This is a genomic window from Ralstonia edaphi, from assembly GCF_958350185.1.
GTDB lineage: Bacteria > Pseudomonadota > Gammaproteobacteria > Burkholderiales > Burkholderiaceae > Ralstonia > Ralstonia edaphi.
Genome location: NZ_CATWHI010000003.1, coordinates 568,877 through 594,864 on the forward strand (window position 1 = coordinate 568,877; position 25,988 = coordinate 594,864).

At 66.8% G+C, this 25,988-nt stretch carries 26 protein-coding genes; 10 read left to right on the top strand and 16 right to left on the bottom strand.

From position 1 onward, the window contains the following. Window positions 1–18: 18 nt before the first annotated feature. On the bottom strand, window positions 19–2,007 hold the full coding sequence (locus tag R2669_RS13125) for an acid phosphatase (RefSeq protein ID WP_316888880.1): 1,989 nt from the start codon (window positions 2,005–2,007) through the stop codon (window positions 19–21). A 232-nt stretch (window positions 2,008–2,239) separates the two neighbouring features. Between R2669_RS13125 and R2669_RS13130 the strand changes: the two genes are divergently transcribed. Further along, a complete protein-coding gene (locus tag R2669_RS13130) occupies window positions 2,240–3,388 on the top strand; it encodes an HPP family protein (RefSeq protein ID WP_147218768.1) in 1,149 nt (382 codons plus the stop codon). Between the two features lie 42 nt (window positions 3,389–3,430). Here the strand turns inward: R2669_RS13130 and R2669_RS13135 are convergent, their stop codons facing one another. After that, complete coding sequence (locus R2669_RS13135) at window positions 3,431–4,336, bottom strand: LysR family transcriptional regulator (RefSeq protein ID WP_316900507.1); 906 nt, start codon at window positions 4,334–4,336, stop codon at window positions 3,431–3,433. A gap of 106 nt (window positions 4,337–4,442) precedes the next feature. Between R2669_RS13135 and R2669_RS13140 the strand changes: the two genes are divergently transcribed. The 3 genes from R2669_RS13140 to R2669_RS13150 all read left to right on the top strand — a co-directional run bounded on the left by R2669_RS13140 (window position 4,443) and on the right by R2669_RS13150 (window position 7,360). After that, the gene (locus R2669_RS13140) at window positions 4,443–5,501 is read left to right on the top strand and encodes a polysaccharide deacetylase family protein (protein WP_316900509.1); all 1,059 of its coding nucleotides are present in this window, start codon (window positions 4,443–4,445) and stop codon (window positions 5,499–5,501) included. 73 nt (window positions 5,502–5,574) lie between these two features. Then, window positions 5,575–5,949 (top strand): 5-carboxymethyl-2-hydroxymuconate Delta-isomerase, encoded by a 375-nt coding sequence (locus tag R2669_RS13145; protein WP_316900512.1) that lies wholly within the window; start codon window positions 5,575–5,577, stop codon window positions 5,947–5,949. Between the two features lie 55 nt (window positions 5,950–6,004). Continuing rightward, window positions 6,005–7,360: an MFS transporter gene (locus tag R2669_RS13150; protein ID WP_316900514.1), complete on the top strand. Its 1,356-nt coding sequence runs from the start codon at window positions 6,005–6,007 to the stop codon at window positions 7,358–7,360. 61 nt (window positions 7,361–7,421) lie between these two features. On the opposite strand, the gene R2669_RS13155 is transcribed toward R2669_RS13150, so the two are convergent. Beyond that, on the bottom strand, window positions 7,422–8,036 hold the full coding sequence (locus tag R2669_RS13155; protein ID WP_316900516.1) for a glutathione S-transferase: 615 nt from the start codon (window positions 8,034–8,036) through the stop codon (window positions 7,422–7,424). A 242-nt stretch (window positions 8,037–8,278) separates the two neighbouring features. Between R2669_RS13155 and R2669_RS13160 the strand changes: the two genes are divergently transcribed. From R2669_RS13160 to R2669_RS13170, 3 genes are all read left to right on the top strand, one after another. Beyond that, on the top strand, window positions 8,279–10,498 hold the full coding sequence (locus R2669_RS13160; RefSeq protein ID WP_316900518.1) for a response regulator: 2,220 nt from the start codon (window positions 8,279–8,281) through the stop codon (window positions 10,496–10,498). A 75-nt stretch (window positions 10,499–10,573) separates the two neighbouring features. Beyond that, window positions 10,574–11,482 (top strand): RNA polymerase sigma-70 factor, encoded by a 909-nt coding sequence (locus R2669_RS13165; RefSeq protein WP_316900520.1) that lies wholly within the window; start codon window positions 10,574–10,576, stop codon window positions 11,480–11,482. 133 nt (window positions 11,483–11,615) lie between these two features. Continuing rightward, window positions 11,616–12,086 carry a carboxymuconolactone decarboxylase family protein gene (locus R2669_RS13170; protein WP_147218582.1) on the top strand — a complete coding sequence of 157 codons (471 nt, stop codon included), beginning with the start codon at window positions 11,616–11,618 and terminating at the stop codon, window positions 12,084–12,086. Between the two features lie 82 nt (window positions 12,087–12,168). Here the strand turns inward: R2669_RS13170 and R2669_RS13175 are convergent, their stop codons facing one another. Beyond that, window positions 12,169–12,711: a GNAT family N-acetyltransferase gene (locus R2669_RS13175; protein WP_147218580.1), complete on the bottom strand. Its 543-nt coding sequence runs from the start codon at window positions 12,709–12,711 to the stop codon at window positions 12,169–12,171. Window positions 12,712–12,919: 208 nt separating this feature from the next. On the opposite strand from R2669_RS13175, the gene R2669_RS13180 reads away from it, so the two are divergent. Next, window positions 12,920–14,452 (top strand): lactonase family protein, encoded by a 1,533-nt coding sequence (locus R2669_RS13180; RefSeq protein ID WP_316900522.1) that lies wholly within the window; start codon window positions 12,920–12,922, stop codon window positions 14,450–14,452. 108 nt (window positions 14,453–14,560) lie between these two features. Here R2669_RS13180 and R2669_RS13185 read toward each other — a convergent pair whose 3' ends face one another. Beyond that, window positions 14,561–16,195, bottom strand: a complete 1,635-nt coding sequence (locus tag R2669_RS13185; protein ID WP_316875109.1) for an acyl-CoA synthetase — start codon at window positions 16,193–16,195, stop codon at window positions 14,561–14,563. Window positions 16,196–16,388: 193 nt separating this feature from the next. On the opposite strand from R2669_RS13185, the gene R2669_RS13190 reads away from it, so the two are divergent. Continuing rightward, window positions 16,389–17,087 carry a Crp/Fnr family transcriptional regulator gene (locus tag R2669_RS13190; RefSeq protein WP_316875110.1) on the top strand — a complete coding sequence of 233 codons (699 nt, stop codon included), beginning with the start codon at window positions 16,389–16,391 and terminating at the stop codon, window positions 17,085–17,087. A 102-nt stretch (window positions 17,088–17,189) separates the two neighbouring features. Then, a complete protein-coding gene (locus R2669_RS13195; RefSeq protein ID WP_316900524.1) occupies window positions 17,190–17,861 on the top strand; it encodes an AraC family transcriptional regulator in 672 nt (223 codons plus the stop codon). 21 nt (window positions 17,862–17,882) lie between these two features. Here R2669_RS13195 and R2669_RS13200 read toward each other — a convergent pair whose 3' ends face one another. The 11 genes from R2669_RS13200 to R2669_RS13250 form a co-directional block, all read right to left on the bottom strand. Beyond that, complete coding sequence (locus R2669_RS13200; RefSeq protein ID WP_316900526.1) at window positions 17,883–18,830, bottom strand: bestrophin family protein; 948 nt, start codon at window positions 18,828–18,830, stop codon at window positions 17,883–17,885. A gap of 33 nt (window positions 18,831–18,863) precedes the next feature. After that, window positions 18,864–19,205: a type II toxin-antitoxin system RelE/ParE family toxin gene (locus R2669_RS13205; RefSeq protein WP_316900528.1), complete on the bottom strand. Its 342-nt coding sequence runs from the start codon at window positions 19,203–19,205 to the stop codon at window positions 18,864–18,866. Beyond that, entirely contained in the window at window positions 19,205–19,480 is a 276-nt protein-coding gene (locus R2669_RS13210; protein WP_147216796.1) for a type II toxin-antitoxin system Phd/YefM family antitoxin, read from the bottom strand. The genes R2669_RS13205 and R2669_RS13210 overlap by 1 nt, the downstream gene beginning before the upstream one ends. A gap of 367 nt (window positions 19,481–19,847) precedes the next feature. Further along, window positions 19,848–20,123 carry a fucose-binding lectin gene (locus tag R2669_RS13215; protein ID WP_147216794.1) on the bottom strand — a complete coding sequence of 92 codons (276 nt, stop codon included), beginning with the start codon at window positions 20,121–20,123 and terminating at the stop codon, window positions 19,848–19,850. A 32-nt stretch (window positions 20,124–20,155) separates the two neighbouring features. Further along, window positions 20,156–20,449, bottom strand: a complete 294-nt coding sequence (locus R2669_RS13220; protein ID WP_316900530.1) for a hypothetical protein — start codon at window positions 20,447–20,449, stop codon at window positions 20,156–20,158. Between the two features lie 47 nt (window positions 20,450–20,496). Continuing rightward, window positions 20,497–21,609 carry a hypothetical protein gene (locus R2669_RS13225; protein ID WP_316900531.1) on the bottom strand — a complete coding sequence of 371 codons (1,113 nt, stop codon included), beginning with the start codon at window positions 21,607–21,609 and terminating at the stop codon, window positions 20,497–20,499. A gap of 269 nt (window positions 21,610–21,878) precedes the next feature. Then, window positions 21,879–22,616 (bottom strand): amino acid ABC transporter ATP-binding protein, encoded by a 738-nt coding sequence (locus R2669_RS13230; RefSeq protein WP_102064220.1) that lies wholly within the window; start codon window positions 22,614–22,616, stop codon window positions 21,879–21,881. Further along, window positions 22,603–23,256, bottom strand: coding sequence for an amino acid ABC transporter permease (locus R2669_RS13235; protein WP_316900533.1), 654 nt, complete (start codon window positions 23,254–23,256; stop codon window positions 22,603–22,605). The genes R2669_RS13230 and R2669_RS13235 overlap by 14 nt, the downstream gene beginning before the upstream one ends. Beyond that, window positions 23,253–23,987: an amino acid ABC transporter permease gene (locus R2669_RS13240; RefSeq protein ID WP_027678607.1), complete on the bottom strand. Its 735-nt coding sequence runs from the start codon at window positions 23,985–23,987 to the stop codon at window positions 23,253–23,255. The genes R2669_RS13235 and R2669_RS13240 overlap by 4 nt, the downstream gene beginning before the upstream one ends. A 67-nt stretch (window positions 23,988–24,054) precedes the next feature. After that, on the bottom strand, window positions 24,055–24,882 hold the full coding sequence (locus tag R2669_RS13245; RefSeq protein ID WP_430708790.1) for a transporter substrate-binding domain-containing protein: 828 nt from the start codon (window positions 24,880–24,882) through the stop codon (window positions 24,055–24,057). A gap of 30 nt (window positions 24,883–24,912) precedes the next feature. Further along, complete coding sequence (locus R2669_RS13250; protein ID WP_316875122.1) at window positions 24,913–25,677, bottom strand: FadR/GntR family transcriptional regulator; 765 nt, start codon at window positions 25,675–25,677, stop codon at window positions 24,913–24,915. Between the last annotated feature and the right edge of the window lie 311 nt (window positions 25,678–25,988).

Here is a 25,988-nt window from a genome sequence, read left to right on the forward strand (position 1 = left end):
CTTCAGGCGATCAGACGATCAGGCATCCAGGTGGATCTGGATGCCGGTGGCCGTGTAGATGGCCGTGGCCTTGAAGCCGTCCACCACCACCGATGAGAACTGGCGGTTGCTGCCCGCGCCATCCACCACGGCGATGGTGTCGCCCACCTTGGGCGCGTAGCCGTTCACGAACTTCACGTGCAGCGTGCCGCCGGCAATCGTGGTGAGGCCGGCCACGCTCAGCTTGCCCTGGCCGTTCGGGCCGATGGCGAGGTCGAGCGTCGTGCCCTGCAGTTGCGTGAACTTGCCCGCAATGGCCACCGCCGCCGGCGCGTTGACCGCCAGCGTGCCGGCACCGACATACACGTCGCCCGTGCCGAATGCGTTGGCCGAATCGGCCTCCAGCACACCGCCTGCGACCTGCGTGCCGCCGGTGTACGTGTTGGCGCCTGCCAGACGCAGCCTGCCGGTGCCTTGCAGCGTGAGCTTGCCCGCGCCCGAGATGGCGTTGCGCCACGTATCGGCCGCGTTGAAGCCGCCCTGCGTTGCATCCATCGACACGATCACGTTGCCGTTGAACGCGCCGTAGCCGTCGGCCGCCGCGAACAGATTGAGGCGGCCCCAGCCTTCGGCGTCGTCCAGCACCGGGTAGCCGGACGGCAGTTCCGTCGTCTTCAGCACCACGCGGCGTTGATCGGCGCTCAGGTACGGAAAGCGCGTTTCCAGCAGCACTTCGGCGCCCTTGGGCACCACCGGCGCCAGCGTCGTCGCACCGATCTGCGTGAAGCCAAACGTCATGCGGCGCATGAAGTTGGCCTGGTTGGTGGCGTAGTCGGCAAAGCGGTCGGTGGCCGGCGTGCCGGACTGGGCCAGCGCCGGGAACGTCGTCGCATCCGTGCCGGTCTGCGCCATCAGCGCGGTGTGCGCCTGCGCGAAGGCCGCTGCCTTGAGCGCGGCATTGGCCGGATCGACGAGGTTGGCCGCGGCGGCGGCAATGCCGATCATGCGGCCCGACATCACGTCCAGCGGCGAATGCATGCCGGCCAGGATGCGGTTCTCGCCCAACTCCATGCCGCGCGACAGGATCTGCTGGAACCGCTCAGGCACCAGGTACGCCATCGCCACGGTGTCGCGCACGGCTTCGGCCGAGTGGCCGCTGATGAAGCCGCCGTCCGTCGTGGGCGTCGGGCTCTCGGCCGGCACCAGCGTCGGCACGACGACCACGCTGCTGCTCCAGCGGTACGGTCGGGCGTATTTGTAGAAGCGCTTCGAAGGCTCGGTGGAGGCGTTGTTGCCCACCGTGTTGATCAGGTCGACCACCTTGCCGAAGGCGGTATTGCCGCCCGAGGTGCCCACGCCCGTGTTGTTGCCGCTGTCGTTGTAGAGCACGGTGGTGGCATCGGCCGGCACGGTGGTGATGGACGTCGTCTGCTGCGCGAGCGTGCGCCACGCGGCGGTGAGCGGCCCCATGCCGTCGGTCACGCTGTAGCCCTTGCCGCGGCGATCGTCAAAGTACGCCGCATCGGCCTGGGCCTGTGTGCGGTTGGTAGTGGCGTTCACCACGTATTGAACGTTTGCGTTCAGCACCGGCAGATTGAGCTGCGTGCCGCCGGCCGTCCCGTCATTGGGCAGGCCCGTCCACGTAGACGCGACGACCGCCGGGAACGACCCGTTGGCCGGCGCACTCACGCCCGCATCGACGATTTCCGTCAGCGGCTGCCAAAGATCGAGAAACCGCGTGAACAGGCGCACGCCGGCGTTGGTGCCCAGCGTGGCGTAGCGCGCATCGCCGCGCTGGTTGGTGGCGATGTTGTCGACGAAGGCCGGCACGCCCGTGGCCACGGCGGCCGTGTCGACAAAGCCCGGGTCTGCCGGCGGCGCGGGAATGGCCTGCGTCGTGGCAACGGGCGTGCTGCTGGTGTTGTCGTCGCCGCCGCCGCACGCGGTCAGCGCAAGGGCGCCGAATAACGCAACGAGGCTTGAGCAAAGACGCGGGCGGGAAAACACGGAGCGGGCAGTGAAGGACATGGTGCGGCGGGCGCGGAGCCCGAAGAGAGCGCTGGAAAACCCCGCAGTCTCGGCACGCGCTGTGAAACCACTGTGACGTTTCGTTGACAAATCTGCGTGATCGTCGCCCTACATTGGGGCACGCCACGTCACGGCAGCGCTGACGGCGCGTTATGTCACAGCGTGATAGAATCGCCGGCTCCGTTTTTTGACTTTGGTGAAGCCTGGTCCGGGCAATCGCCGTCCGTCGACCATGTCCGCTTCACCGCTGCATCCCGCCCTGCGCCGCTGGCTCCACAGCTTCATTCCCGCACCCGTAACCGTGCGCTGGAGCGAACGCGTCCGCTCCGCCGTCGGCGCCCTCGTCGGCATCCTCTTTACCGGCACGATGATGAAAATGGTGCCAGGCGCTTCCACGCTGATCCCGCTGCTGGTCGCGCCGATGGGCGCCTCGGCCGTGCTGCTGTTTGCGGTGCCGGCCAGTCCGCTCGCGCAGCCGTGGTCGATCATCGGCGGCAACCTGGTGGCGGCCACGGTGGGCGTGACATTCGCGCTGCTGGTGGACGATCCGGTGATTGCGTCGGCGCTGGCCATCTCGGCGGCCATTGCCGGCATGTTTGCGCTGCGCTGCGTGCACCCGCCTTCGGGCGCGGTGGCGCTCACCGCCGTGATCGGCGGGCCGGCCGTGCATGCGCTGGGCTATCGCTTCGTGCTCGAGCCGATCCTGATCCAGTCTGCGCTGCTGCTGGTGGGCGCACTGGTGTACCACGCCGCCACCGGCCACCGGTATCCGCACGCGCAGCGCCTGCCCGCTGCCGAACGCCCGCCGACCGCGGCCGGCTTCACCCGCGCCGACATCGTCGCCGCGCTGCGCCGGCAGAGCGAGCTGCTCGACATCGACCCCGAAGACATTGAAGCCGTGCTGCGCGAGATGCAACTGCAGGCCTACACGCGCACGTTCCAGGCGCTGACCTGCGCCGACATCATGACCACGCCGGTCGTCACGGTGTCGGCCGGCACGTCGATCCCGCGCGCGCTGCAACTGCTGCGTCAGCATGGCTTCAAGGCGTTGCCAGTGGTGGACGAAGGCAGGCGCGTGGTGGGCATCGTCACGCGTGTCGACCTGCTCGGCCTGGCGCCCGCAGACATGCGCCAGACGCTGCGCCGCTGGTTCAGCATCGGCGCGCTCACGCCGCCGCGCGTGGCCGACCACATGAAGACGCGCGTGCAGACCATCGCGGCAGACGCGCCCATGTCGGATCTGGTGCCGATGTTTGCCAGCGCCGGCCACCACCACATTCCGGTGCTGGATGCCGACGGCCGGCTGGCTGGCATCGTTACCGAATCGGACTTGGTGGGCGGGCTGTACCGTCAGGCGAACATCGAGCCGCAGGCGGCCTGACGCGTCAGCACATCCGGCGCGCCGAGTGCGCCGGCCCCGCAGTCACAGCGCGTCCCAGCGCCAGTCCTGCTGCAGCCGGTCCCGAACGTAGTCGACAAACACGCGCACGCGCGGCGCAAGGTGCTGGCTGTGCGGATAGATCGCGTGCAGCGGTGCCGCCGACACGGAGTGCCCCGGCAGCACGCGCACCAGGCGCCCCGCCAGCAGATCGTCGCCCACGTCCCAGATGGATTTGACGGCAATGCCCGCGCCCTCGGCGGCCAGCGTATGCGCGGCTTCGCCGTCGTTGGTGACGATGGAGGCGGTCACGCGCACGGTGTGTTCTTCGCCGCCGCTGCTGAATCGCCAGTCCGCGCGGCGCTGATCACCGATGAGGATGCACCGATGCTGCACCAGGTCTGCCGGATGCACCGGCGCACCATGCTCGGCAACGTATGCCGGCGAGGCACATAGCACCCGGAAGTTCGGGGCCAGCGGCCGCGCAATCAGCGTCGAATCGGTCAGCGCGCCGAAGCGGATGGCCATGTCGTAGCCGCTGTCGATCAGGTCGACCACGGCGTCGGTCAGCTCCAGCTGCACGCTCAGTTGCGGATGCTCGCGCTGAAACGCCGCCACGATGGGCGCAATGCGCCGTCGCCCGAGTTGGCCCGGCGCCGTCACGCGCAGCAGGCCGCTCACGGCCTGGCGACGCTGCATCAGCAGCGACTCGGCCTGTTCGATTTCATCGAGGATGCGCACCACGCGGCTGTGGAACAGCACGCCCTCTTCGGTCAGCGTCTGACGGCGCGTGGTGCGCTGGATCAGGCGTACGCCCAAGGCGGCTTCGAGCTGCGCCAGGCGCTTGCTGATGACGGACAGCGGCAAATCCATCTCGCGCGCCGCGCCCGACAGGCTGCCGGCGGAAACGATACGGGCAAACGAAATGAGCGCGGGCAGGTTGTCGAGCATGGGGCAATTCTTCGCGTTTCGGAAAGGATGTTTCCTATTGGCAGCGGTATTTCCGCGATTTCGCGAAGGCTAGCATGCCCCGGTCTTTCACGTTCGCGCTTGCGCCATGACCCGACTGCCTGCTACCCCGTTCTCCACCGACGCTCGCGTCGACACCGCTGCCGCCCAGCCGCACGCTGGCCGCCGCACGTTTCTCAGCCGTGCAGGCGCCGGGGCAAGCGCCCTGGCTGCCGGCGCGCTGCTGGCCGGCAACGCCGCCGCGCAAGCACCGCGGGCCAGCGGCCCAGCGGTTGCGGGCACGCCCAGCACAGGCCAGTTCTGGCCAGACGGCATCCGCCTCGTCATTTCCATCTCGATGCAGTTCGAAGCCGGCGGCCAGCCGCCCAAAGGCACCGACAGCCCATTCCCCAAGATCGACTTTCCGGCCAGCATGCCGTCCGACCCGGCCACCAACACGTGGTTTGCCTACGGTTACCGCGAGGGCATTCCGCGCATGCTCGACCTGTGGGACCGGCACGGCGTGAAGGTGACCTCGCACATGATCGGCGAGGCGGCGCAGCGCCACCCGGAACTCGCGCGCGAGATCGTCGCACGCGGCCACGAGGCCGCCGGGCACGGCCCGCGCTGGAGTTCGCAATACGCCATGACGCGCGCCCAGGAACGCGCCTTCCTGAGCGAAGCCATGACGATGGTCGAGGCGGTGACCGGCCAGCGCCCCGTTGGCTACAACTGCAACTGGCTGCGACGCGGCCCCAACACGCTGTCGCTGCTGCAGGAGCTGGGCTACCTGTATCACATCGACGACCTGAGCCGAGACGAGCCCTTCATCGAGCAAGTCAACGGCCGCGACTTCGTGGTCGTGCCCTATACGCTGCGCAACAACGACATCCTGCTGATCGAAGGCCGCAACTACTCGCCATCGGCCTTCCTCGAGCAGATCAAGCTCGACTTCGACCAGCTCTACGAAGAAGCCGGCTCGCGCCGCCGCATGATGTCGATCAGCGCGCACGACCGCATCAGCGGCACGCCGCAGATGGTGCGCGCGTGGGACGCCTTCCTCCGCTACGCCAAGCAGCATCCCGGCGTGGCCTTCCTGCGCAAGGACGAGATCGCCCGCTACACGGCCGCAAGCCCGTTGAGCGTGCGCGAGCCCGAAACCATCTGACGCCGGCCCGGCGGCGGCGCTGCATGCCCGCCGCCAAGCTGCTCGGCAACCCGCACAACCTGCACGCACTGCCATGCCGCATATCGTGATCGAAGCGACCGAGCCGCTGGCACGTCGCCTGGACTTTCCCGCGCTGTTGCGCACGATCCACCAGCAGTTGGCCGACAGCGGCAGCGCGCGGCTGAGCGACCTCAAGAGCCGCGTCCACATCGCCGGGACATTTCTCGCCGGTGACGACGCGCAAGCGCAGTTCGTCGTCGCCCGCCTGGTGCTGACCAACCCGCGCCCCGCACAGATGCAGCGCGACATGGCCGCGACCATCCACGACGTTCTGCGCGATGCCATTGCCGCCCGCGCAGACGCCGACGCCTGGTGGCAATGCTGCGTGCTGGTGGAAACGCTCGACCGGACGCTGTACCAGAAGACCGACTCGCGGGCACCCGGCTAGCCCGTCAGTCAACACCGCACCCCGCAACACACACAACAACACCCAAGGAGACCTCATGAACCCGCACCCGCACGCCGGTGCGCTGGCGCAGCCTGCACCTGCCGCCGCCACGCCATCCGCACTGCCCCGCACCGCACCTGACGATCCGGCACTCGATGCCATCTACCGCCGCATTGCCTGGCGGCTGATGCCGATCCTGCTGCTGGCCCAGGTGTTGGCCTACCTCGACCGCGTCAACATCGGCACCGCCAAGCTGCAGATGGCGGCCGACCTGAGCCTGAGCGCCACCGCCTACGGGCTCGGCGCGGGCATCTTCTTCGTCGGCTATTTCTTCTTCGAGGTGCCGAGCAACCTGCTGCTGCATCGGCTGGGGGCGCGCGCCTGGATCGCACGGATCATGGTGTCGTGGGGGCTGCTGTCGGCGGCCATGGGCTGGGTGCAGAGCACCACCGGGTTTTACGTGCTGCGTTTCCTCCTGGGCGTGGCGGAAGCGGGCTTCTTTCCCGGCATCGTGCTGTATCTCACGTACTGGTTTCCGGCGCACCGGCGCGGCCGCATGACCACGCTGTTCATGAGTGCCACGGCCGTGGCAGGCATCGTGGGCGGCCCGTTGTCAGGATGGATCCTGGCGGCATTCGACGGGCAGCTCGGGCACGCCGGCTGGCGCTGGATGTTCGTGCTCGAAGGGCTGCCCTCGGCGCTGGTGGGCGTGCTGGTGTTCTTCCTCTTGCCGAGCCGGCCGCGCGAAGTGCGCTGGCTCAATGCCGATGCACTGGCGCGTCTGGAGGCGGATCTCGCGCAGGCCGCACCGGCGCAGGCGCCGCTGCATCGCGCGTCGGACATCCTCAACGGCACGGTCCTGCTGTTTGCGCTGATCTATTTCCTGCTGCTGGCGGGCCTGTATGGCGTGAGCTTCTGGCTGCCGAGCGTGATTCGCGCCGCCGGCATCGCCAGCACCGTCACGGTCGGGTGGTTGAGTGCCGTGCCGTATGCGGTGGCCATGGTGGCCATGAACCTGGTGGCGCGGCAGGCCGACAGGCGGCGCAACTGGGGCACGCTGGTCGGCGCGTGCGCGCTGGTGGCCGGTGCGGGCTTTTGTGTGAGCGCATTGACCGTCGACCAGCTCGTGCCCGCCATGGCCGCATTGACGGTGGCCTCGGCGGGCATCCTGTCGGCGCTGCCGCTGTTCTGGAACCTGCCCACCGCGCGGCTGGACGGCGTGGCGGCCGCTGCCGGCATCGGCTTCATCAACGCCATTGGCAACCTGTCGGGCTTCGTCAGCCCGTTCGCCATCGGGTGGCTGACGGACCTGACACACACGGCGACCGCGGGCGTCGGGCTGCTGAGCGCATGCGCCATGCTTGCCGGTGTGCTGACGCTGGCATACGGGCGTCGCGGTCGCCCGTCCTGATATCAGCTATAGACAGGTGCGGCCGACGCGGATACGACTGCGCTCCGCGTCGGCCGCTGCATCAAACCGCATCCATCGGCAACTCGCGAAACGCGCTCAGCTGCTCCGCCGCTGCGGAGTACGCCACCAGGCGCGGATAGTCCGCCGCCGGCACGCGGTCCGGCACCATCAGCTGGATGAAGGCCCAGGCCACGGCCACCGTCACGCCGGCCTGCGTCAGCTCGTTCTGGTCGACGGGCAACGGCGCGTCCTTCCACTCCGCTTCCAGCGCTTCCAGCGCCGCCAGCAACTGGCTGTGCACGCGTTCAACCCACGGCCCGTGCACTTTCTCGCTCGGGCGCAGGTTGTGTTCATAGACGATCTGCACCGCCTTTTCGCACGCGGCCAGCGCCAAGCCGATCACGCGCAGCGCATGCTGGCGCTCGGCAATCGCGCCGGGCATCAGGCTGCGGCCCGACAACGCTTCTGCGTAATCGATGATGAGCGTGGAGTCGATCAGCACGGTGCCGTCATCGCACACCAACGTGGGCGCCTTGACCACCGGGTTGATGGCGCTGAACTGATCGAAATGCCGGAACACCGACACCGACGCATGCTCGAACGGCAGCCCGAGCAACTTGAGCGAAATGGCCGTGCGGCGCACGTACGGGGAATCAAGCATGCCGATCAACTTCATGGAATCTCCTGGCGAGTGTGGGCGTGTGGTGGATGCGAAACGTGGGTGCGAACCGCGCTGCTGCGCGCGCACGGATGCACATGATAGTCACCGCGCGCCAAGCGTGCTGGCCGGCTCAGGCACGTTTTCTGCGTGCGCCACGTCGCTTTTGAGCCGTCTGTCGCCGACACCGGCCGGCCTCCCGATTTTCTAGAATGACCTCAACTCGGGTGCACTGTGCTGCCCGCCGGACAGGAGACCTTATGCCGTTTCTCGCGCATCACCATGACTGCCTCGGCTGGAGCGGTGAGATGGCGCAGCGCGTGCAGGCATTCGATTGGGCTTCCACTGATCTGGGCCCGATCCAGGACTGGCCCCCCAGCCTGCGTGCGGCCGTGCAGATGGTGCTGGCATGCCCGGTGCCGCTGGTCATGCTGTGGGGCCGCCACGGCTACATGGTCTACAACGATGCCTACGCCGAGTTTGCCGGCGGGCGTCATCCGTACCTTCTTGGCTGCCCCGTTGAACTGGGCTGGCCCGAAGTGGCCGATTTCAACCGCCATGTCATGGATGTCTGCCTGGGCGGCGGCACGCTGTCGTATCGCGACAAGGAACTCGTCCTGCTGCGCAACGGCCGCCCCGAAGACGTGTGGATGGACCTTTACTACAGCCCGCTGCCCGACGACAACGGCCGCCCCGCTGGCGTGCTGGCCATCGTGGTGGAGACCACCGAGCGCGTGCAGACCGAACGCGAACGGCAGGCCGCCGAACAGGCCCTGCGCCAGTTGACCGAAACGCTGGAGCAACGCGTGGCCGATGCGCTGTCGGCCCGCGCCGAAGTGGAAGCGCAATTGCGCCAGGCCCAGAAGATGGAAGCCATCGGCAACCTGACCGGCGGTGTGGCGCACGATTTCAACAACGTGCTGCAGGTGATTGCCGGCAACCTGCAGTTGCTCTCCGTGGAGGCACCCGGCAACGCACGCGTGCAGCATCGGATAGCCGCCGCCACGCGCGCCGTACAGCGCGGCTCCACGCTGGCCGCGCAGTTGCTCGCGTTTGCACGCCGGCAGCAGCTGTCTCCGGCAGTCGTCAACCCGACGCGGCTGGTCCGGGGCATGAGCGAGATGCTGCACCGCGCGCTGGGCGAAGCCATCAAGGTGGAAACACGTCTGGCGGACGACTTGTGGAACGTACAGGTCGACCGCAACCAGCTCGAGAATGCACTGCTGAACCTGGCGATCAATGCGCGCGATGCCATGCGCGGCAATGGCGTACTCACCATCTCCGCCAACAACGTCACGCTGGCCCAAACGCAGCGCCAAGGGCGCGACCAGCCTGCCCCCGGCGACTACCTCGTCTTCTCCGTCACCGACACCGGCGTCGGCATGCCGCCCGAAGTGGTCGAACACGTCTTCGAGCCCTTCTTCACCACGAAGCCCGACGGCCACGGTACGGGCCTGGGGCTCAGCATGGTGTTCGGCTTCGTCAAGCAGAGCGGCGGGCACATCGCCATCGACAGCGCGGTCGGGCGCGGCACCACGGTGCAGCTCTACTTCCCGCGCTGCGCAGAGTCTGTGCCGGACGATGCCGCCGAACTGCCCGACACCGTCGTCACGCCCATGGGTGGGCGCGAGACCATCCTCGTGGTGGAAGACGATACCGACGTGCGCCTGACCGCCGTCGACATGCTGACGCAGCTCGGCTACCGCGTGCTCACGGCGGCCAACGGCGAAGCGGCGCTGGAACTCATGGACAGCGGCACGCCCATCGACCTGCTGTTTACCGACGTGATCATGCCGGGCCCCATCAAGGGCGGCGAACTGTCGATACGCGCCGCGCAACGCGTACCGCCGCTGCCGGTGCTGCTGGTGTCGGGCTACACGCGTGACCAGGTGCTGCACGACGGCAGGCTGCCGCCCGGCGTGACGCTGCTCGGCAAGCCCTACCGGCGTGACGACCTCGCGCGCATGGTGCGCAACGTGCTCAACGCCAGCCGCACAGCGCAGGCACAGGAGCACGCGCAGGCAGAAGCGCCATCCGCGTCGCATCTTCCGCCGGCGCCCCATGCCGCGGCCACGGACGTGTCGCAGCCGCCCACGGTGCTGCTGGTGGAAGACGACACCGCCTCGCGCGAAGCCATGCAGGAAGTGCTCACCACCCTCGGCCTGCAATGCGTGTCTGCCGCCGATGCCGAAGACGCCCTCGCACTGGCGCGCACGCGCTCCGTGCAGGTGCTGCTGACCGACTTCACCCTGCCCGGCCAGTCCGGCGCGGATCTCGCCCGCACGCTGCTGCGCCTGCAGCCCCACGTGGACGTGCTGCTGATGTCCGGCTATGGCACGGAGGCCGAGATTGGCGAGCCCATCCCCGGCGCACGCCTGCTCAGCAAGCCGATCGACCTGGGCACGCTGCAACAGGCGCTGGCGCCGTGGCTCGCAACCGTGACGGCGGCCGACACGCAACACGTGACGAACGCCGCATAATCGCCGCACCTGTCACAACGGACCGCACCCGCGCGTCTAGGGAGGAACCTCCCCAGACGAAGCCTCCGCCACGCCATGACCCAGCCAAGCCCAGCTCCCGCCCGCCGCACCGACCGCGAAGACACGGCCTTCACCGCCGCGCGGCCGCGGCTCTTTGCGATTGCCTATCGCATGCTCGGCAGCCGGGCCGATGCAGAAGACGTGCTGCAGGACGCCTGGATGCGCTGGCACCAGACCGACCAGACCGCGCTGCAATCGGCCGAGGCGTGGCTCGTGACGGTGGTCACCCGCCTGTCGATCGACCGGCTGCGCGCCGCCAAGGCCGAGCGCGAAGCCTACGTCGGCTGGTGGCTGCCCGAGCCGCTGGTGGAGCCGGAATCCTCCGCACCCACGCCCGAAGCCGCCGTGGAACTGGCGGGCGACCTGTCGATGGCGTTGCTGTGGGTGCTCGAGCGGCTGTCGCCCGAAGAGCGCGCCGCGTTTCTCATGCGCCAGGTGTTCGATCAGGACTATGCGGAGATCGCCGCCCTGCTGGGCAAGACCGAAGCCGCGTGCCGGCAGATGGTGCACCGCGCATCCGACCGCGTGCAGCAGGAGCGCCCGCGTTTTGATGTCGCGCCCGATGCGCATCGGGACTTGCTCGAACGCTTTGCCGAAGCCTCGCGCACAGGCCAGCGCGACGCCATCCGCGCGCTGCTGGCGGACGACGCACAACTGGTGGGCGACGGCGGCGGCAAGGTGCCGTCGTTCATGCGCATCATTCAAGACGCCGGCCAGATCACCAAGATCTACTGCGAACTGGTGCGTGCCATGGGCGAGGTTCGCTACGTGCACGCCCGCGTGAACGGCGAACCCGGCCTGCTGCGCTACGTCAACGGCACATTGGAATCGGCCCAGTCGTTCGTCATCGAGAACGGCCGCATCGTGGCCATTTACGTGGTGCGCAATCCGGACAAGCTGGCGCACATCGGCATCGGCGCATAAAAGAACGAAGATTTTTTGGCCGGGCTGTCACACGCCGGCCGCCCGGGGCGTCTTGAGGGTATGGAGCGACGCAAGGCAGCCACCCGCCGCCCGCGCCGGCTCCTTCATCAACCCCAACCCTCAGGAGCCGCTCATGTCGCAAGCCCCCCGCATTGCCTACTTCCAACTCGCACCGAAGGCATTCAACAACCTGCTGAACCTGTCGAACGGCCTGCGCCGCGACTTGCTGGGCGCGAAGCTGGTCGACCTCGTGCTGCTGCGCGTATCGCAAATCAACGGCTGCGCCTTCTGCATCGACATGCACTGGAACGACCTCGTCAAGATGGGCGAAGACCCGCGCCACCTGAACGCCGTGGCCGGCTGGCGCGAGGCCCCGTTCTTTACCGAGCGCGAGCGCGCCGCACTGCGCTGGGCCGAGCTGGTCACCAACACCCCGCACAGCGATGCCAGCGACGAAGAATTCGCCCGGCTGCGCGAGCACTTCAGCGATGAAGAGATCGCCGAGCTGAGCTTTGTCATCGTCACCATCAACAGCTGGAACCTGCTGAACGTGAGCCTGCGCAACCCGGTGCCGTTGAAGGCGCCGTATGTTGCAGCGGCGTAACAAGGTCGGCGCCAATACGACCATCGCTGTACAGCAGCGCCTGCGTGCCCGCGTAGGCGCTGCACCTACAGGCTCAACCGGTTCAGCCGTGCAGGAAGCGCACCATCAGCACTTCATCTGCATAGCCGGTGGTCGATTTGAGGGCGCGCGGCTCCACGCCGTAGGTTTCAAACCCACACCGCTCGTACAGGGCCAGCGCCGCGTCGTTGCCGCGCACCACCGACAGCGTGACCTGCCGGACCAGGCCCTGTGCCGCCGCCACGATGCGCTCCACCAGCGCCGCTCCTACGCCGCGGCCGCGCGCGTCGGGCGCCACGTAAAACCCCCACACAAACCCCTTGTGCGCCAGCTTGGCCATCGTCTGCTGCTTGAAGCCGACCATGCCGATGATGCGCGCGTCGCTGCCGGTTCCCGCATAGGCGCCCAGCACGATGGTGGTGGCCAGGCGCTCGGCAAACGCTTCCATCGACAGCCCGACCTCCGCCTCGTACGTTGAACCGAATGCGTCAGGCGAATCCTGGAGTGCAGCGAGACGAATGGCGCGGTAGTCGGCCACATCGGCCGCATTGGCAGAAGAGAGCTGGCGGATCACGACGGCGTTGGGGTTGTGGGTGGCGTTGGACATGGCTGGCAAGGGAGCGGCGTGTAGGCGAGAAACAACGTCAGCCGCCAGTATCGCGCCAATCTCATGGCCTAGACCTACAGCGCCGCCTCCGTCCATGAAGCCGAGGGCTTTGTCGGTCAATTGGCCTATGTCGGCGTTTGGGTAGGGGTTTCTATCCTTCGGGGAAACGCGAGTCAGCGGACCGCGACAACGAGAACCGGGGGAAGCCATGGCCGAGCTTTTGATCGCCCACGCGCAACGCAGCAGCCGCGCACACGCAAACGCACAACCGGCACCTGCGCCAATTCCACCCGACGCCTCCCGGCACACACGCGGCTTGCACGGCGCCGCGCTGGTCATGGCCGCCGCGCTGTCGCTGGGTCTCACTGCCTGCGGTGGCGGCGACGATGCCGGAGCCACGACCCCGCCGACGAACAACAACACGCCAGCGCCCACCCCATCGCCCACACCGTCGCCAACGCCGGCACCCGCGCCCGCGCCCGCCCCGGCCACCTACTCCGTGGGCGGCACCGTGAGCGGCCTGGCCACCGGCAAATCCGTCACGCTGCTAGACAACGGCGGCGATGCGGTTGTGGTCAGCGCCAACGGCAGCTTCCACTTTCCGACCAAGCTCGCACAGGGCAAGCCCTATTCCGCCACGGTCGGCACGCGGCCTTCGGGCGAGAACTGCACCGTCACCAACGGCAGCGGCATTGTCGGCACCAGCAACGTGACCACCATTGCAGTGGCCTGTGCACCACGGCCGCTGTTCGGCTATGCCGTCAACTCGAACGACGGCACGATCTCCGCCTTCACGCTGGACCTGACCACCGGCATGCCCACGGCCATTGGCTCGTCGGTGCCCGTGGGGCAAGGGCCGCTGTCGCTCACCATCGACCCGGCGGGCAAGTACGTCTACGTGGCTAATGCGAACGACAACACCGTCACCACGCTCTCCATCAACGCCGATACCGGCCTGCTCACGGTGGTGGGCCCGGCCACGCCCACCGGCATGCAGCCGTACAGCATTGCGCGCACGCCCAACGGCAAGTTTGCGTACACCGCCAACTTTGGAGACAACACGCTCTCGGCGTTCTCCGTCAACACGGGCACCGGCGCGCTGACCGCGCTCGCCCCAATTACCGCCGGGGCCAACCCGTACACGGTCACCATCAACAGCGCCGGCACCTTCGCCTACGTGGTCAACGCCAACAGCGGCGCCACGCCGGGCACGGCCATGGCGTTTGCCATCAACAACACCACAGGCGCACTCACGCAGGTGGGCACCACGGTCAACACCGGCAACACACCGCAGTTCATTGCCGTTGCGCCCGGCGGCGGCTTTGCCTACGTTGCCAATTCCGCCGACAACACGCTGGGCGTGTACAGCATCGGCAACACCGGCGCGCTCACCGCATCGGGCTCGCCCGTGGCGACCGGCGTCAACCCGTTCTACATCGCCATCGCACCGTCGGGCAGCTTCCTGTATGTGGCCAACGTGCTGGACAACACCGTCAGCGTCTTCAACATCAACAGCGCCAACGGCGCGCTCACGCTGGTCGACACCACGCCCACCGGCAACGCGCCCGTAACCGTGCTCGTGAACCCCGCCGGCACCTTCGCCTACGTGGTCAGCGCGGTGGACAACAGCGTCAGCGCGTACAGCATCAACAGCACCACCGGCAAGCTCACCGCCGTGGCCAGCGGGTCAGCCGCCACCGGCAACATCCCGCGCGGGATGGCGATTGTGGCGGTGCCGTGAGGGTGTGATTGAGCTGAGCTGAATCGGTCTGCAGGAATGCAAAGTCCCTCGTGTTGGCGAGGGGCTCTTTTTTGTTGCCGGGGCCAAATGCGCCAGCCCCCGCCAACCTCACACATCAATCGCCGAAGTCGATTTCACCTTGCGGCGCAGTTCGTATTTCTGGATCTTGCCCGTCGAGGTCTTGGGCAGCGGCCCGAAGAACACCGCCTTGGGCACCTTGAAACCGGCGAGCAGCGTCTTGCAGTGCGCGATCAGGTCTTCTGCGGTGGCGGTGGCGCCGTCCTTGAGTTCAACGAAGGCGCAGGGCGTTTCGCCCCACTTGGCGTCCGGCTGGGCGACCACGGCGGCGGCCAGGACGGCGGGGTGGCGGTACAGCGCGTCTTCCACCTCTACGCTCGAGATGTTCTCGCCGCCGGAGATGATGATGTCCTTGCTGCGGTCCTTGATCTTGATATAGCCGTCGGGCATGCAGACGCCCAGGTCGCCAGTGTGGAACCAGCCGCCGGCAAAGGCCTCGCGCGTGGCCTTCTCGTTCTTGAGGTAGCCCTTCATGCAGATGTTGCCGCGGAACATGATTTCGCCAATGGTCTCGCCATCGGCCGGCACCAGCTGCATGGTTTCCGGATCGAGCACCGCCACCTGCGATTGCAGGTGATACCGTACGCCCTGGCGCGCCTTCATCGTGGCGCGATCGTGCTCGGGCAGCGTGCGCCATTCGTCTTGCTCGGCACAGACGGCGGCGGGGCCGTACACCTCGGTCAGGCCGTAGACGTGCGTCAGCTCAAAGCCCATGGCTTCCATCTGCGCCAGCACGGCGGCCGGCGGCGGCGCACCGGCCACCATGCCGCGCACCGGCCCACGCAAGCCCTCGCGCCATGACGGCGGCGCGTTCACCAGCGCGGTGTGAACGATGGGCGCTGCGCAGTAGTGCGTTACGCCTTCGTCGCGCATGAGGTCGAACACCAGCTTCGGCTCGAACTTGCGCAGGCAGACATTCACGCCTGCGCGCGCCGCGATCGTCCACGGGAAGCACCAGCCGTTGCAGTGGAACATCGGCAGCGTCCAGAGATAGACCGGATGCTTGGGGAGATCCCACTCCAGGATGTTCGACACCGCGTTGATGGCCGCGCCGCGATGGTGATAGACCACGCCTTTCGGGTCGCCCGTGGTGCCCGAGGTGTAGTTGAGCGCAATCGCATCCCACTCGTCGGCGGGCAACTGCCAGGTGTAGTGCGGATCGCCGGAGGCGAGGAACGTTTCGTAATCGGTGTCGCCAAACGGCTCGGCCTGCGGGCCCAGGGCATCGTTCACGGCAATCACCTTCAGGCCGGGAATCTCCAGGGCCATCTGCCGGGCCACGTCGGCAAACTCGGTGTCAGCCAGCAGCACGCGGGCCTCGCCATGGCGCAGCATGAAGACCAGGTTGGCGGCATCCAGGCGGATGTTCAGGGCGTTGAGCACGCCGCCCGCCATGGGCACCCCGAAATGCGCCTCCACCATGGCAGGCGTGTTGGGCAGAAGCGCCGCCACCGTGTCGCCACGGCCGACGCCCGCCAGCGACAGCGCGCTGGCCAGGCGCCGCGCACGCAGGTAGGTGTCGCGCCAGTTCTGGCGCACCGGCCCGTGCACGATGGCCAGGCGATCGCCATACACATCGGCCGCGCGGGCAAGAAACTCGATGGGTGTGAGCGGGACGAAGTTGGCCGCGTTGCGGGCCAGACCGCTATCAAAATCCGTGGGCATTGCTGTGTCTCCGTGCGCCGGGCGCTGTTGCTTTTTGTTGGGCAACGCTATCATCGGCCGGCTCCCGCACTCTGTCACCCGGATGACAAACCGCCCGGAAACCCGCGCCAACCCAAGGCTGACGGGTTTCTTACAAAGCGAAGGCAGAGCCCCACGCGCCCCCGCCACCCTTGACCGTGTGCCCACGCCTGCCATGACGACACCCCGTGCTCCGACGCCCGCCACACAACTGGAGGGCCATGCGTGGTACACCGCGCTTGCGCCCGAACACCAGGCCCTGGCCGCGCGCGAAACCCTGCTGCAGGCCTTCGAACCCGGCGCCTTCATTGCCCGCCGCGGCGAGCCGTCCCGCTACTGGATCGGCGTCGATACGGGCCTCATCAAGCTGGCCGTGTACACCTCCGACGGGCGCGGCTGCACGTTCTCCGGCGTGCCCGCGGGCGGCTGGTGCGGCGAGGGCAGCGTCATCAAGCGCGAAGACCGCCGCTACGACGTGATTGCCATTCGCGCCTCGCACGTGCTGCTGGTGCCCGAACCCGTGTTCAATACGCTGCTCGCGCAGAGCCTGCCGTTTGCCAGCTTTGTGGTGCGCCAGCTGAACGAACGCATGGGGCAGTTCATCGCCACCGTGCAGAACGATCGGCTGCTGAGCGCCGATGCGCGCGTGGCGCAAGCGATTGCGCAGTTGTTCCACCCCGCCCTGTACCCGCGCACGAGCACCGTGCTGGAGCTCTCGCAGGAAGAGATCGGGCTGCTGACGGGGTTGTCGCGCCAGCGCGTGAACCGCGCGCTGCAACGGCTGGCCGAAGGCGGCATGATCACGCAGTCGTACCAGACCATCCGCGTGACCGATCTTGAGCGGCTGCGGCTTTTCGGTCTGTCGGAGCTGTAAGCGCTGCTCGCGACTCTGTCACCCGGGCGACATTGCCCCTGTTGCGCGCAGACATAGAATCCTGCGACAGTCGCGCTTCTTCCGCCGCCTTATCGGTCAGCCATGCCACTCATCAGCCGCGCCCACGTCCGACTCTCGCGCCTGCGCTTTCCGTTTGCGGTGCGCGTGCAGGCCGAGCTGGGCAGCGCGTGCCTGCGCGATGCCAACGGCCGGCGCGAAGTGCGCCCGGGCGACCCGTTCGTGGTGCCCGCTTTCGCGCACTTCGGTTGCGAGATTCCGGGCACCGCGTGGCAGCCGTGCGCCATCACGTTCAAGGCCGTGCCCGACGCCGGCTGCCCGCGCATGGCCGCCATCCAGCATGACAAGCCGTGGGCCCGTGCGCTGGCCACGCTGGTGTTCGAACACCCGGCGCAGGCGTGGAATGCCGCCCTGCTCAGCCACTGCTGGCAGGCCTGCCCGCGCCAGGTGCGTGCGCGGCTGTTTGCGGAAGGGGAAGCGCTGCATGCGCTGGTGCGCGAGCAACGTGCCGCCTGGGCGCTGTACCGGCTGGCGCACGCCTGCGGCAATGACGCGCCCGAAGCCGAAGCGCTGCACGCGCTGGCCCGGCGCGCCGGCCTGCGCAACGTGCGCACGCTCAACGAAACGTGCGCGAGCCTGTTCGGGGTGGAGCTTGGGGCGCTGCTGGCGAGCAACGCAGATGCGGTCAGCGGTACGCTGCACGGCAGTGCGCCTGCGCTGGCGCACTGGGCACAGCCGCTGGCGCTGGCGGTTTAAGCGTCGGCCGCAGCCGCCGCCTCAATCCACAATCACCCCACGCCGCACACCCTCACGCGGCGGCGGGCTCGGCTCGCCAAGGATGTCGAGCACGGCGTCTTCAATGGTGTTGGACAGCGCGTTGAGCGCGAGGTCGTTGTCTTCGGTGCCGAACGGGTCTTCGAGCTGCGAGGCGATGGCCTCGTGCGCCATGAAGGTGTACGCCACGAACACCGCAAACACGGGCGTGAAGCTGCCGATGCTTTCCACCAGCCCGAACGGCAGCGCGGCGCAGAAGAAGTACACCGTGCGGTGGATCATGACCGAGTACGCAAACGGCAGCGGCGTGCCGGCAATGCGCTCGCACCCGCCGATGCTGTTCGACAGCTCGTTGAGGTTGCGGTCGAACGCCAGGGCGGCATACGCATCGAGCGCGCCGGCTTGCGTGCGACGCTGCACCCATTCACCCAGCCACTGCACGATGGCGATGGGCCGGTAGCGCGCGGCCATCACGCGTTCGAGCAACGGCGCGGGCAAGCGGGCGGCGAGGTCTTCGCGCGCATCGGTGTGGCGCAACTGGTGGCGCAATGCATGCGGCAGCGCACCCAGCACCTTTGCGAACTCGCGCACGTCGGCATCGGCTGCGGCACCGCTGGTGTCATGCGGGCCATCGGCGCGCGGCAGCGTCAGCGCCTGACGCGTGAGCGAACGCGCTGTGTTGAGCAACTGCCCCCAGAGCTTGCGGGCCTCCCAGTAGCGGTCGTAGCTGGCGTTGTTGCGAAAGCCGAGGAACACCGCCAGCGCAATGCCGACGAGCGAGAACGGCGTCGTGCTCAGGTTGACCGAGATGGGCAGCAGGTGCGCATGCACCGCGATGGCCACCAACGACACGAAGAAGATCAGGAACAAGCGGGGCAGAAGCTGCGGCAGCACCGATCCGCGCCATGCGAGCAGCATGCGGAACCAGTGCAGATGGGGGCGGACAACCATGGGGAGACGAAGGAGGATGGGCTTGGATCTGCCTTACGCGCCAAGCAGCCGGCGCGTCAGCAGGGATTGCATATCGCGCCGGCCATCGGCAATCAGGTAGATCACAACCTGATGACCCGACACGCGATAGATGACTCGATAGGGCTTGAATGCGGTTTGCCGGTATTCCTTGATGCCGAGGGCGGACAACTCTTTTGGGTAATTGCCCCGCTCCGGGTGGATCGACAGGCTCTCTGCCGCCTCCATCAGTTGATCGAGCACGTAGTTCGCGCTGGCGATGGAATCTGCGTCGGCAATGTAGTCATAGATCGATTCCAGGTCTTGCTCGGCGCCTCGCGTCAACACGACCTGGAACCTTGCGGGCGATCTCGCCATCAGCCCTCCGCACGCTTCGCGCGCAGACGGGCAACCACGTCAGCTACGGGTGTGACTTGCCCAGCCGCCACCTCTTGGGCACCCAGCGCCAGAATTTTCAGCAGGGCGAGTGTTTCCTGGGTTTCTTCGTAGGAAGCCACGTCTTGCAGAACCGCTTTCGCTTCACCGTTCTGCGTGATGACCAAAGGTTCTCGCTGCTCCGCCAGCTGCGTAAGCACCTCGGCTGCGTTGGCCTTGAGATAGCTGATCGGTTTGACTTGAGATGAGTAGCGCACGGTAGTCCTGGGGCAAAATCAACCAGGACTGAATATAGTCTTTTTATAGTCACCCAACAACCTGGTGGCACGCCTGCCGGCGTTGGGCCGTCGGCACCTGAACGCCCAGCCCCGGCGCTGCGGACGCTGAGTTGCGAGACAGCGTGGTCCACGCAAGCGCGTGCGTCTGCGTCATGCAGGGAACGGGCAATGCCGACAAGTCATGCCACACAACGGCGACCCGGATTTTATGAATTGATTATCTGCATCCGCAAAAACCACGCAGTTTCAAAATCCAAAACACAAATCGGCGCAAAGCGAACGCACTCGCTTTACGCCGACCCATGCAGAACCGCACGGCATTCTGCATGTTCAGGTTTGCTGTAAATCAGGTGGTCTGGGTATAGCCGCCCTTGGTCCAGCTGTTGCCGTCCCAGCACCACTCCGTGGTATTGCTGCCGCTGGTGGCATACACGCGGATATGGACCGCGCTGCCGACCAGCCAGCTCGTGACGGAGACGCTATCGCCGGGCTCGCTGAAGGCGCCCGTGTACCACCCCTTCCCGTCATAGCAACGCTCGGTGATCTTGCCACCATTGGCCGTGTACACACGGATCGACGGCACTGTCCCCCACGACGTGGCAGCGGTCTGAACGTTCGACATGTTTTATCTCCAGAATGTGATTTCAATATTCATCAAGCAAATGCATCGAGATTTTCTCGGCATTTACTACGGCCCGGATTCAGGGCTTCGGTAGCATAAGCAAAGAAAATTCCGGCTGCTGCTGAGAGATAAGAAGCACAGATGGAGAGAAAACTTACTGAACAAATGACCGATTTTTCGCGCTTAACCATTATGTTGAGCGCACCCACAAAATAGACAAAAGGCACCAGATGAGGTGCCTTGATAATGTCTAATCCAAAATGGCTGCAAGCGATGGCATAGACGCCCCGGTAACGAGGCGGAGGCGCGCCGCCCTCCCCCGGCATGAACGCGACCTGGAAGGACGGCGCCTGACAGAGGAAGGAGCCGCGTCTTACCGCGCCGGTTCCTGCCGACGGGCCGGCAGGATGGACGGATCGCGCTGCAGCATCGCCACGAGGTTGCGTACCAGCAGCTGTGCGTTGTCGCCAGCGGACTGCGCTGCTTGACGCACGGCCGGGTGCAGCGCGCCGGCTGGGCGAGCAGCAATATCTTGCAGGTGGTCGATGACGTCCTGCCGGTGGAGGCCCGCTTCTGCCGTCATGTCTTCGTGCTCGCCAGCAAAACCGGTGAGCATATCGACGGCGCGCCGCAGCGTCTGGACGTTGACGCCCAGCGTTGCCGGCACAAGCCCCGCCTGCGCTGGCGCACGCGGGCCCCCAGGTGGCGGCCGGCGCGGAGAATACACCGGTGGATTGCCCGTCAGCACGCCCACCAGATTGCGGATCAATTGCTGTGGGTTGCCGCCCGCCTGTTCGGCTGCAGCCCGCACGGCCGGATGCAGACGGTTGCGGGGCACGGCCGCAATGTCCTGCAGATGATCGATCACGTACAGCGCGTGATGTCCGGCTTCTGCAGTCATGTCCACATCGTCCAGGCCGTTGAGCATGTTCACGGCGTCAGACAGCATGTCAGCGCTCACACGCAGCGGCGCGGGATTGGCGAGCAGCAGGTCGGCAATGACGTGGCCTGCATGGAGTGCCAGCAACGCCGTGCTGAACATCGTGACGGATAGCCCGCCAGCGTAGGCATGAGGGTCATTGCGCTGCTCGGCACGTTGCATGTTGTAGTTGCCCATCGCAACGCCGCCCACGCCAGCAGTGAAGAGCGGATGATTCAACGCATATTGCGCGGCAGCAGCCCCGGCGCGAACGCCCACATGCGCGGCTTGCGCACCGGCGTTCGCCAAGACCTGCCTCGCGCCACGCAGGCGCTCCAGCGTGGCAGCAATGCGGCCGCGCGGCACTTCTTCGACGGCGGTATCCGCAGCGGGCACGCGGGGCACATTCGCAGGCGCGGGCGGCAATGCGGCCAGGGCACCCTCACGGGCACGCGCAGGGCGCTGGCGCAGATCGGACTGGGGATGCGGGCGAGCCTGGTTGGTCGAAGCCTCGCCCGTAGATGGCGGCGGCACGGCCGAAGAACTGGAACCATCAACACGCGGCATGGCAACTCCTGAACAACGGGCAATGGGGGAGCGTGCAATGTTGTGGCAACACGCAACGGGCAAGGCCACCCGGCACGAAACCATGGCCGGCCAAACGAACCCACGCCACCATCCACACCCTCAAAAGCCGTTGAGCGTTGACGCCGCCGCCCCGCCACTTGGAGCATCACAGGCGTATTGCTACTCCCTGAATGCCCGCCCAACACTGGCGCTGACACTGACACGGGCCGCCCCCGGCGCGCAGCGGGTGCGCCGTGCCGTCACAACGCTCACTGCACCGCGCCAATGAACGCCGCCAGTTCCGCCGTCTTGGGGCTGGCAAACACCTCCTTGGCGGGGCCGCTTTCATGGATCAGCCCCTGGTGCATGAAGACGAGCTGATCGCCCACGTCACGCGCGAAGCGCATCTCGTGCGTGACCATGATCAGCGTCATGCCTTCAGCGGCGAGCTGCTTCACCACGGCCAGCACTTCGTTCACCAGTTCGGGATCGAGCGCGGAGGTGATCTCGTCGCACAGCAGCACCTTCGGCTGCATGGCCAGCGCGCGGGCAATGGCCACGCGCTGCTGCTGGCCGCCGCTGAGCTGATCGGGGTAGGCATCGAACTTATCGGCCAGGCCCACCTTGACCAGCATCTGGCGTGCGAGGTCCTGGGCATCGGCCTTCTTCATGCCCTTGACCACCACGGGTGACAGCGCCACGTTCTCGCCCGCCGTAAGGTGCGGAAACAGGTTGAACTGCTGGAACACCATGCCGACGTTCAGGCGCAGCGCCCGCAGTTGCGCGGGCGTGGCCTGCGAGCCCTTGAGCACCGCGTTGTCGACCACGATCTGCCCGTCGTCGATGGCTTCTAGCCCGTTGATGGACCGCAGCAGCGTGCTCTTGCCCGAGCCGCTGCGCCCGATGATGGCGACCACCTGGCCGCTTTCCACGCGCAGGTCGACGCCCTTGAGCACATGGTTGTTGCCGTAATGCTTGTGTACGGCGCAGAGATCAACGAGCGGCATAGAGCTTCTTTTCCAGATGAGAGGCGTAAAGAGACAGCGGCCAGCACAGCGCGAAATACGCCAGCGCCACCAACCCGTAGATAAGGAATGGCTGGAAGGTGGCATTGGCCAGCACCGAACCCAGCTTGGACAGGTCTTCAAACCCGATGATGGACGCCACCGCCGTGCCCTTGACGATCTGCACGGAGAACCCGACCGTGGGCGCAATCGACAGGCGCACCGCCTGCGGCAGCACGACGTGCCGCATCTGCTGGAAGTAGCCCATCGCCAGGCTGGAAGACGCTTCCCACTGCCCGCGCGGAATGGCCTCGACACAGCCGCGCCACACCTCGGCCAGATAGGCGCTGGTGTACAGCGTCAGACCGATGGCGGCAGCCGTCCACGGCGACATTTCGAACCCCGCCATCGATGCCCCAAAGAACACGATGAACATCTGCATGAGCAGCGGCGTGTTCTGGAAGAGCTGGATGTAAGCCTTGCTCACGCGCTGCAGCGTGGCATTGCGCCCCACACGGGCAAACAGCACGATCAGGCCAGCGGTGCCGCCCAGCGCAAAGGCCATGAGCGACAGCATGAGCGTGGCAAGCAGGCCCTCCCCCAACTTGAGGAGAATGGGCAACAGAGGAATGTCGGCGATCATGCGGCGTCTCCAACGGAGGCGGCTGCGGTGGCGGTGGCAGCAAGCGGAGCAGCGGACGCCGCAGGCGCGCGGCGCCCCACGACAAAGCGCTGCCCGATCCAGGCCAGCAGCTGACGCAGCAACAGCGCCAGCGCAAAGTACAGCGCCGTCACCACCAGGTAGGTTTCAAACGCGCGGAAGTTGCGCGACTGGATGAAGTTGGCCGCAAAGGTCAGATCCTGCGCGGCAATCTGCGAGACGACCGACGTGCCCAACATCACGATCACGATCTGGCTGCTGAGCGCCGGCCACACCTTCTGCAGCGCGGGCCGCAACACCACGTGCCGGAAGATGGCCCAGCGGCTCATCGCGAGCGCGTTGGCCGCTTCCAGCTGGCCGCGCGGCGTTTCTTGAATACCTGCGCGCACGATCTCGGTGATGTACGCGCCCAGGTTGACCACCGCCGTGAGCAGCGCCGCCTGCCATTCGTTGATCTGCACGCCCAGCGAGGGCAAGCCGAAGAACACGAACATCAACTGCACGAGGAACGGCGTGTTGCGGATGCCCTCCACATACACCTTGAACAGCGCATTGAACGGGGCGATGCGCCAGGCGCGGCACACGCCCCCGGCAATGCCGATGGCGCCGCCGAGCACCGCGCCCGCCGCCGTGAGCGCGAGCGTGAACGCCGCGCCCTGCGCGAGCTGGCCGCTGTAACTGAAGACAGCGCCAAAGTCGAATTGATAAGCCATGGAGGTCATCCGTGGCCCGGCACACCAACGTGGGCGCCGGGCCTGTGTTGCGAAGGCGTGCGTGTGCTTACAGCTTGGCCGGCAGCGGCATCTTGATCCAGCGCTGCGACAGGTCGTTCAGGCGGCCATCCGTCTTCAGCTTGGTGATGATGACGTTCACCTTGTCCAGCAACGCGGGCTCGCCCTTGGCCACACCCACGTAGCAAGGCGTGTCTTCCACGGGGAACTTCAGGTCGAGCTGGCGCAGCTTCGTGCGCTCGTTCACCGCGTTGGCCACGATGTTGCCCACCGTCACCAGCTGCACCTGACCGATCAGGTAGCTCTGCGCCGTGGCGTTGTTGTCTTCATAGCGCTTGATGGTGGCCGACGCCGGCGCCACGGCCGACAGCGCCAGGTCTTCAGTCGAGCCGCGCGTCACGCCAATCGTCTTGCCGGCCAGATCTGCCGGTGCCTTGATCGACACATCCTTCGGGCCGTACACGCTCTTGGGAAACGGCGCATAGGCCTGCGTGAAGTCGATCACCTTGGCGCGCTCGGCGTTCTTACCCAGGCTGGAGATGACGACATCCACCTTGCCCGTGGTCAGGAACGGAATGCGGTTGGTGCTCGTGACGGGCACCAGCTCGGCCTTCACGCCGAGCTCCTTGGCGACGAGGTTGGCCATGTCGATGTCATAGCCCTGCAGCTTCAGGTCCGGGCCGAGCGAGCCGAACGGCGGGAAGTCGTTCGGGATCGCCACGCGGATTACGCCGGCTTTCTGGATGTTGGCCAGCGCATCGGCATGGGCCGGACGGCCCGGCAGCAACGCGACCAGCGCGCTGACCGCCATGACGGCGTGGAAGAACGTGCGGCGCGAAACATGGCGCGACGACTGCAGAGCAAGGGTGCGGATCATTCAAAAACTCCTTCAGGAAATTCGGGAAATTCAGGGAATCGAGACGAGGCGAAAGGAAACCGGTTCGTGCTGCATGGGTTCGGGCGCGGCGGGCGCGGCGCTCAGGTCGATGCCGCTGCGGCGTGCGGCCGACAGCAGGTGCGCGCGCATGGCCTCTGCGCTGGCGGCGGCATCGCCCGCGGCAACGGCTTGGACGATGGCGTCGTGCTCATGCGCGGGGTGGTCGTCTGCGCCGTTGCGGGCAAAGGGCAGCCGCAGGCTGTGGCCGATGGCGTGCTCCAACTGGCCGGCCATCGCCATCAACCCCGGGTTGCCGGACAACTGCGCGAGCAGCAGGTGGAAGTGCAGATCCGCCTCTGCCGCGCTCAGCAAATCATTGCGCTCAAGCGCGTGGGCCAACTGCTGCTGCAGCCATTGCAGGTGCCGCAGGCCGGCGGCATGCATGCGCGCGGCGGCCAGCGCCGTCCAGCCGGGCTCCAGCACCAGACGCAGCTCAATCAACTGACGCGGCGACAGCGTGCCCAGTGCCGGCGTGGCAAACGGGCGATGCAGGCGCTCGGCACTGGCCTGCTCTACGCCAAACTTCTGGCCGCGCACCACCACGCCCCGGCTGGGGAGGATGTCCACCAGCCCCAGCGTCTCGAGCACCGTCAGCGCCTCGCGCAACGACGCGCGGCTCACGCCCAGCGTTTCCGCCAGCTCACGCTGCGGCGGCAGGCGGCTGCCACTCGGGTAATCGCCGCTCAGGATGCGTTGCTGGAGTGCTTGCGCGACGGAGGATGGAATGCTGTGCATGGGCCGACGTTAGAGAAAGACGCGGCCGTGGTCTGACCGGTCGCCCACGGCTTATGCGAGTTTTGTGCCATGCAGCATCCAGCGGCTTGCTGGGCTGCACCGCGGGCGATTGATTGCCTGGGCGCTGCCCGTGTGCGAGGCGTGCACTGCCGGATGCGGGCATCGGCCGCTTGGAGTTGGTGCGGGCCGCACCGATTTGGAACGCGCTGCCCCGCGCATCGATACCCCCAGCGCAACAGTGCGGGCCGCAGTGCGTTACGCCAAAGCCGTCTTGCGTGCGGCGCAGGTTTGGTGCGCCCTGCCGGCTTGTT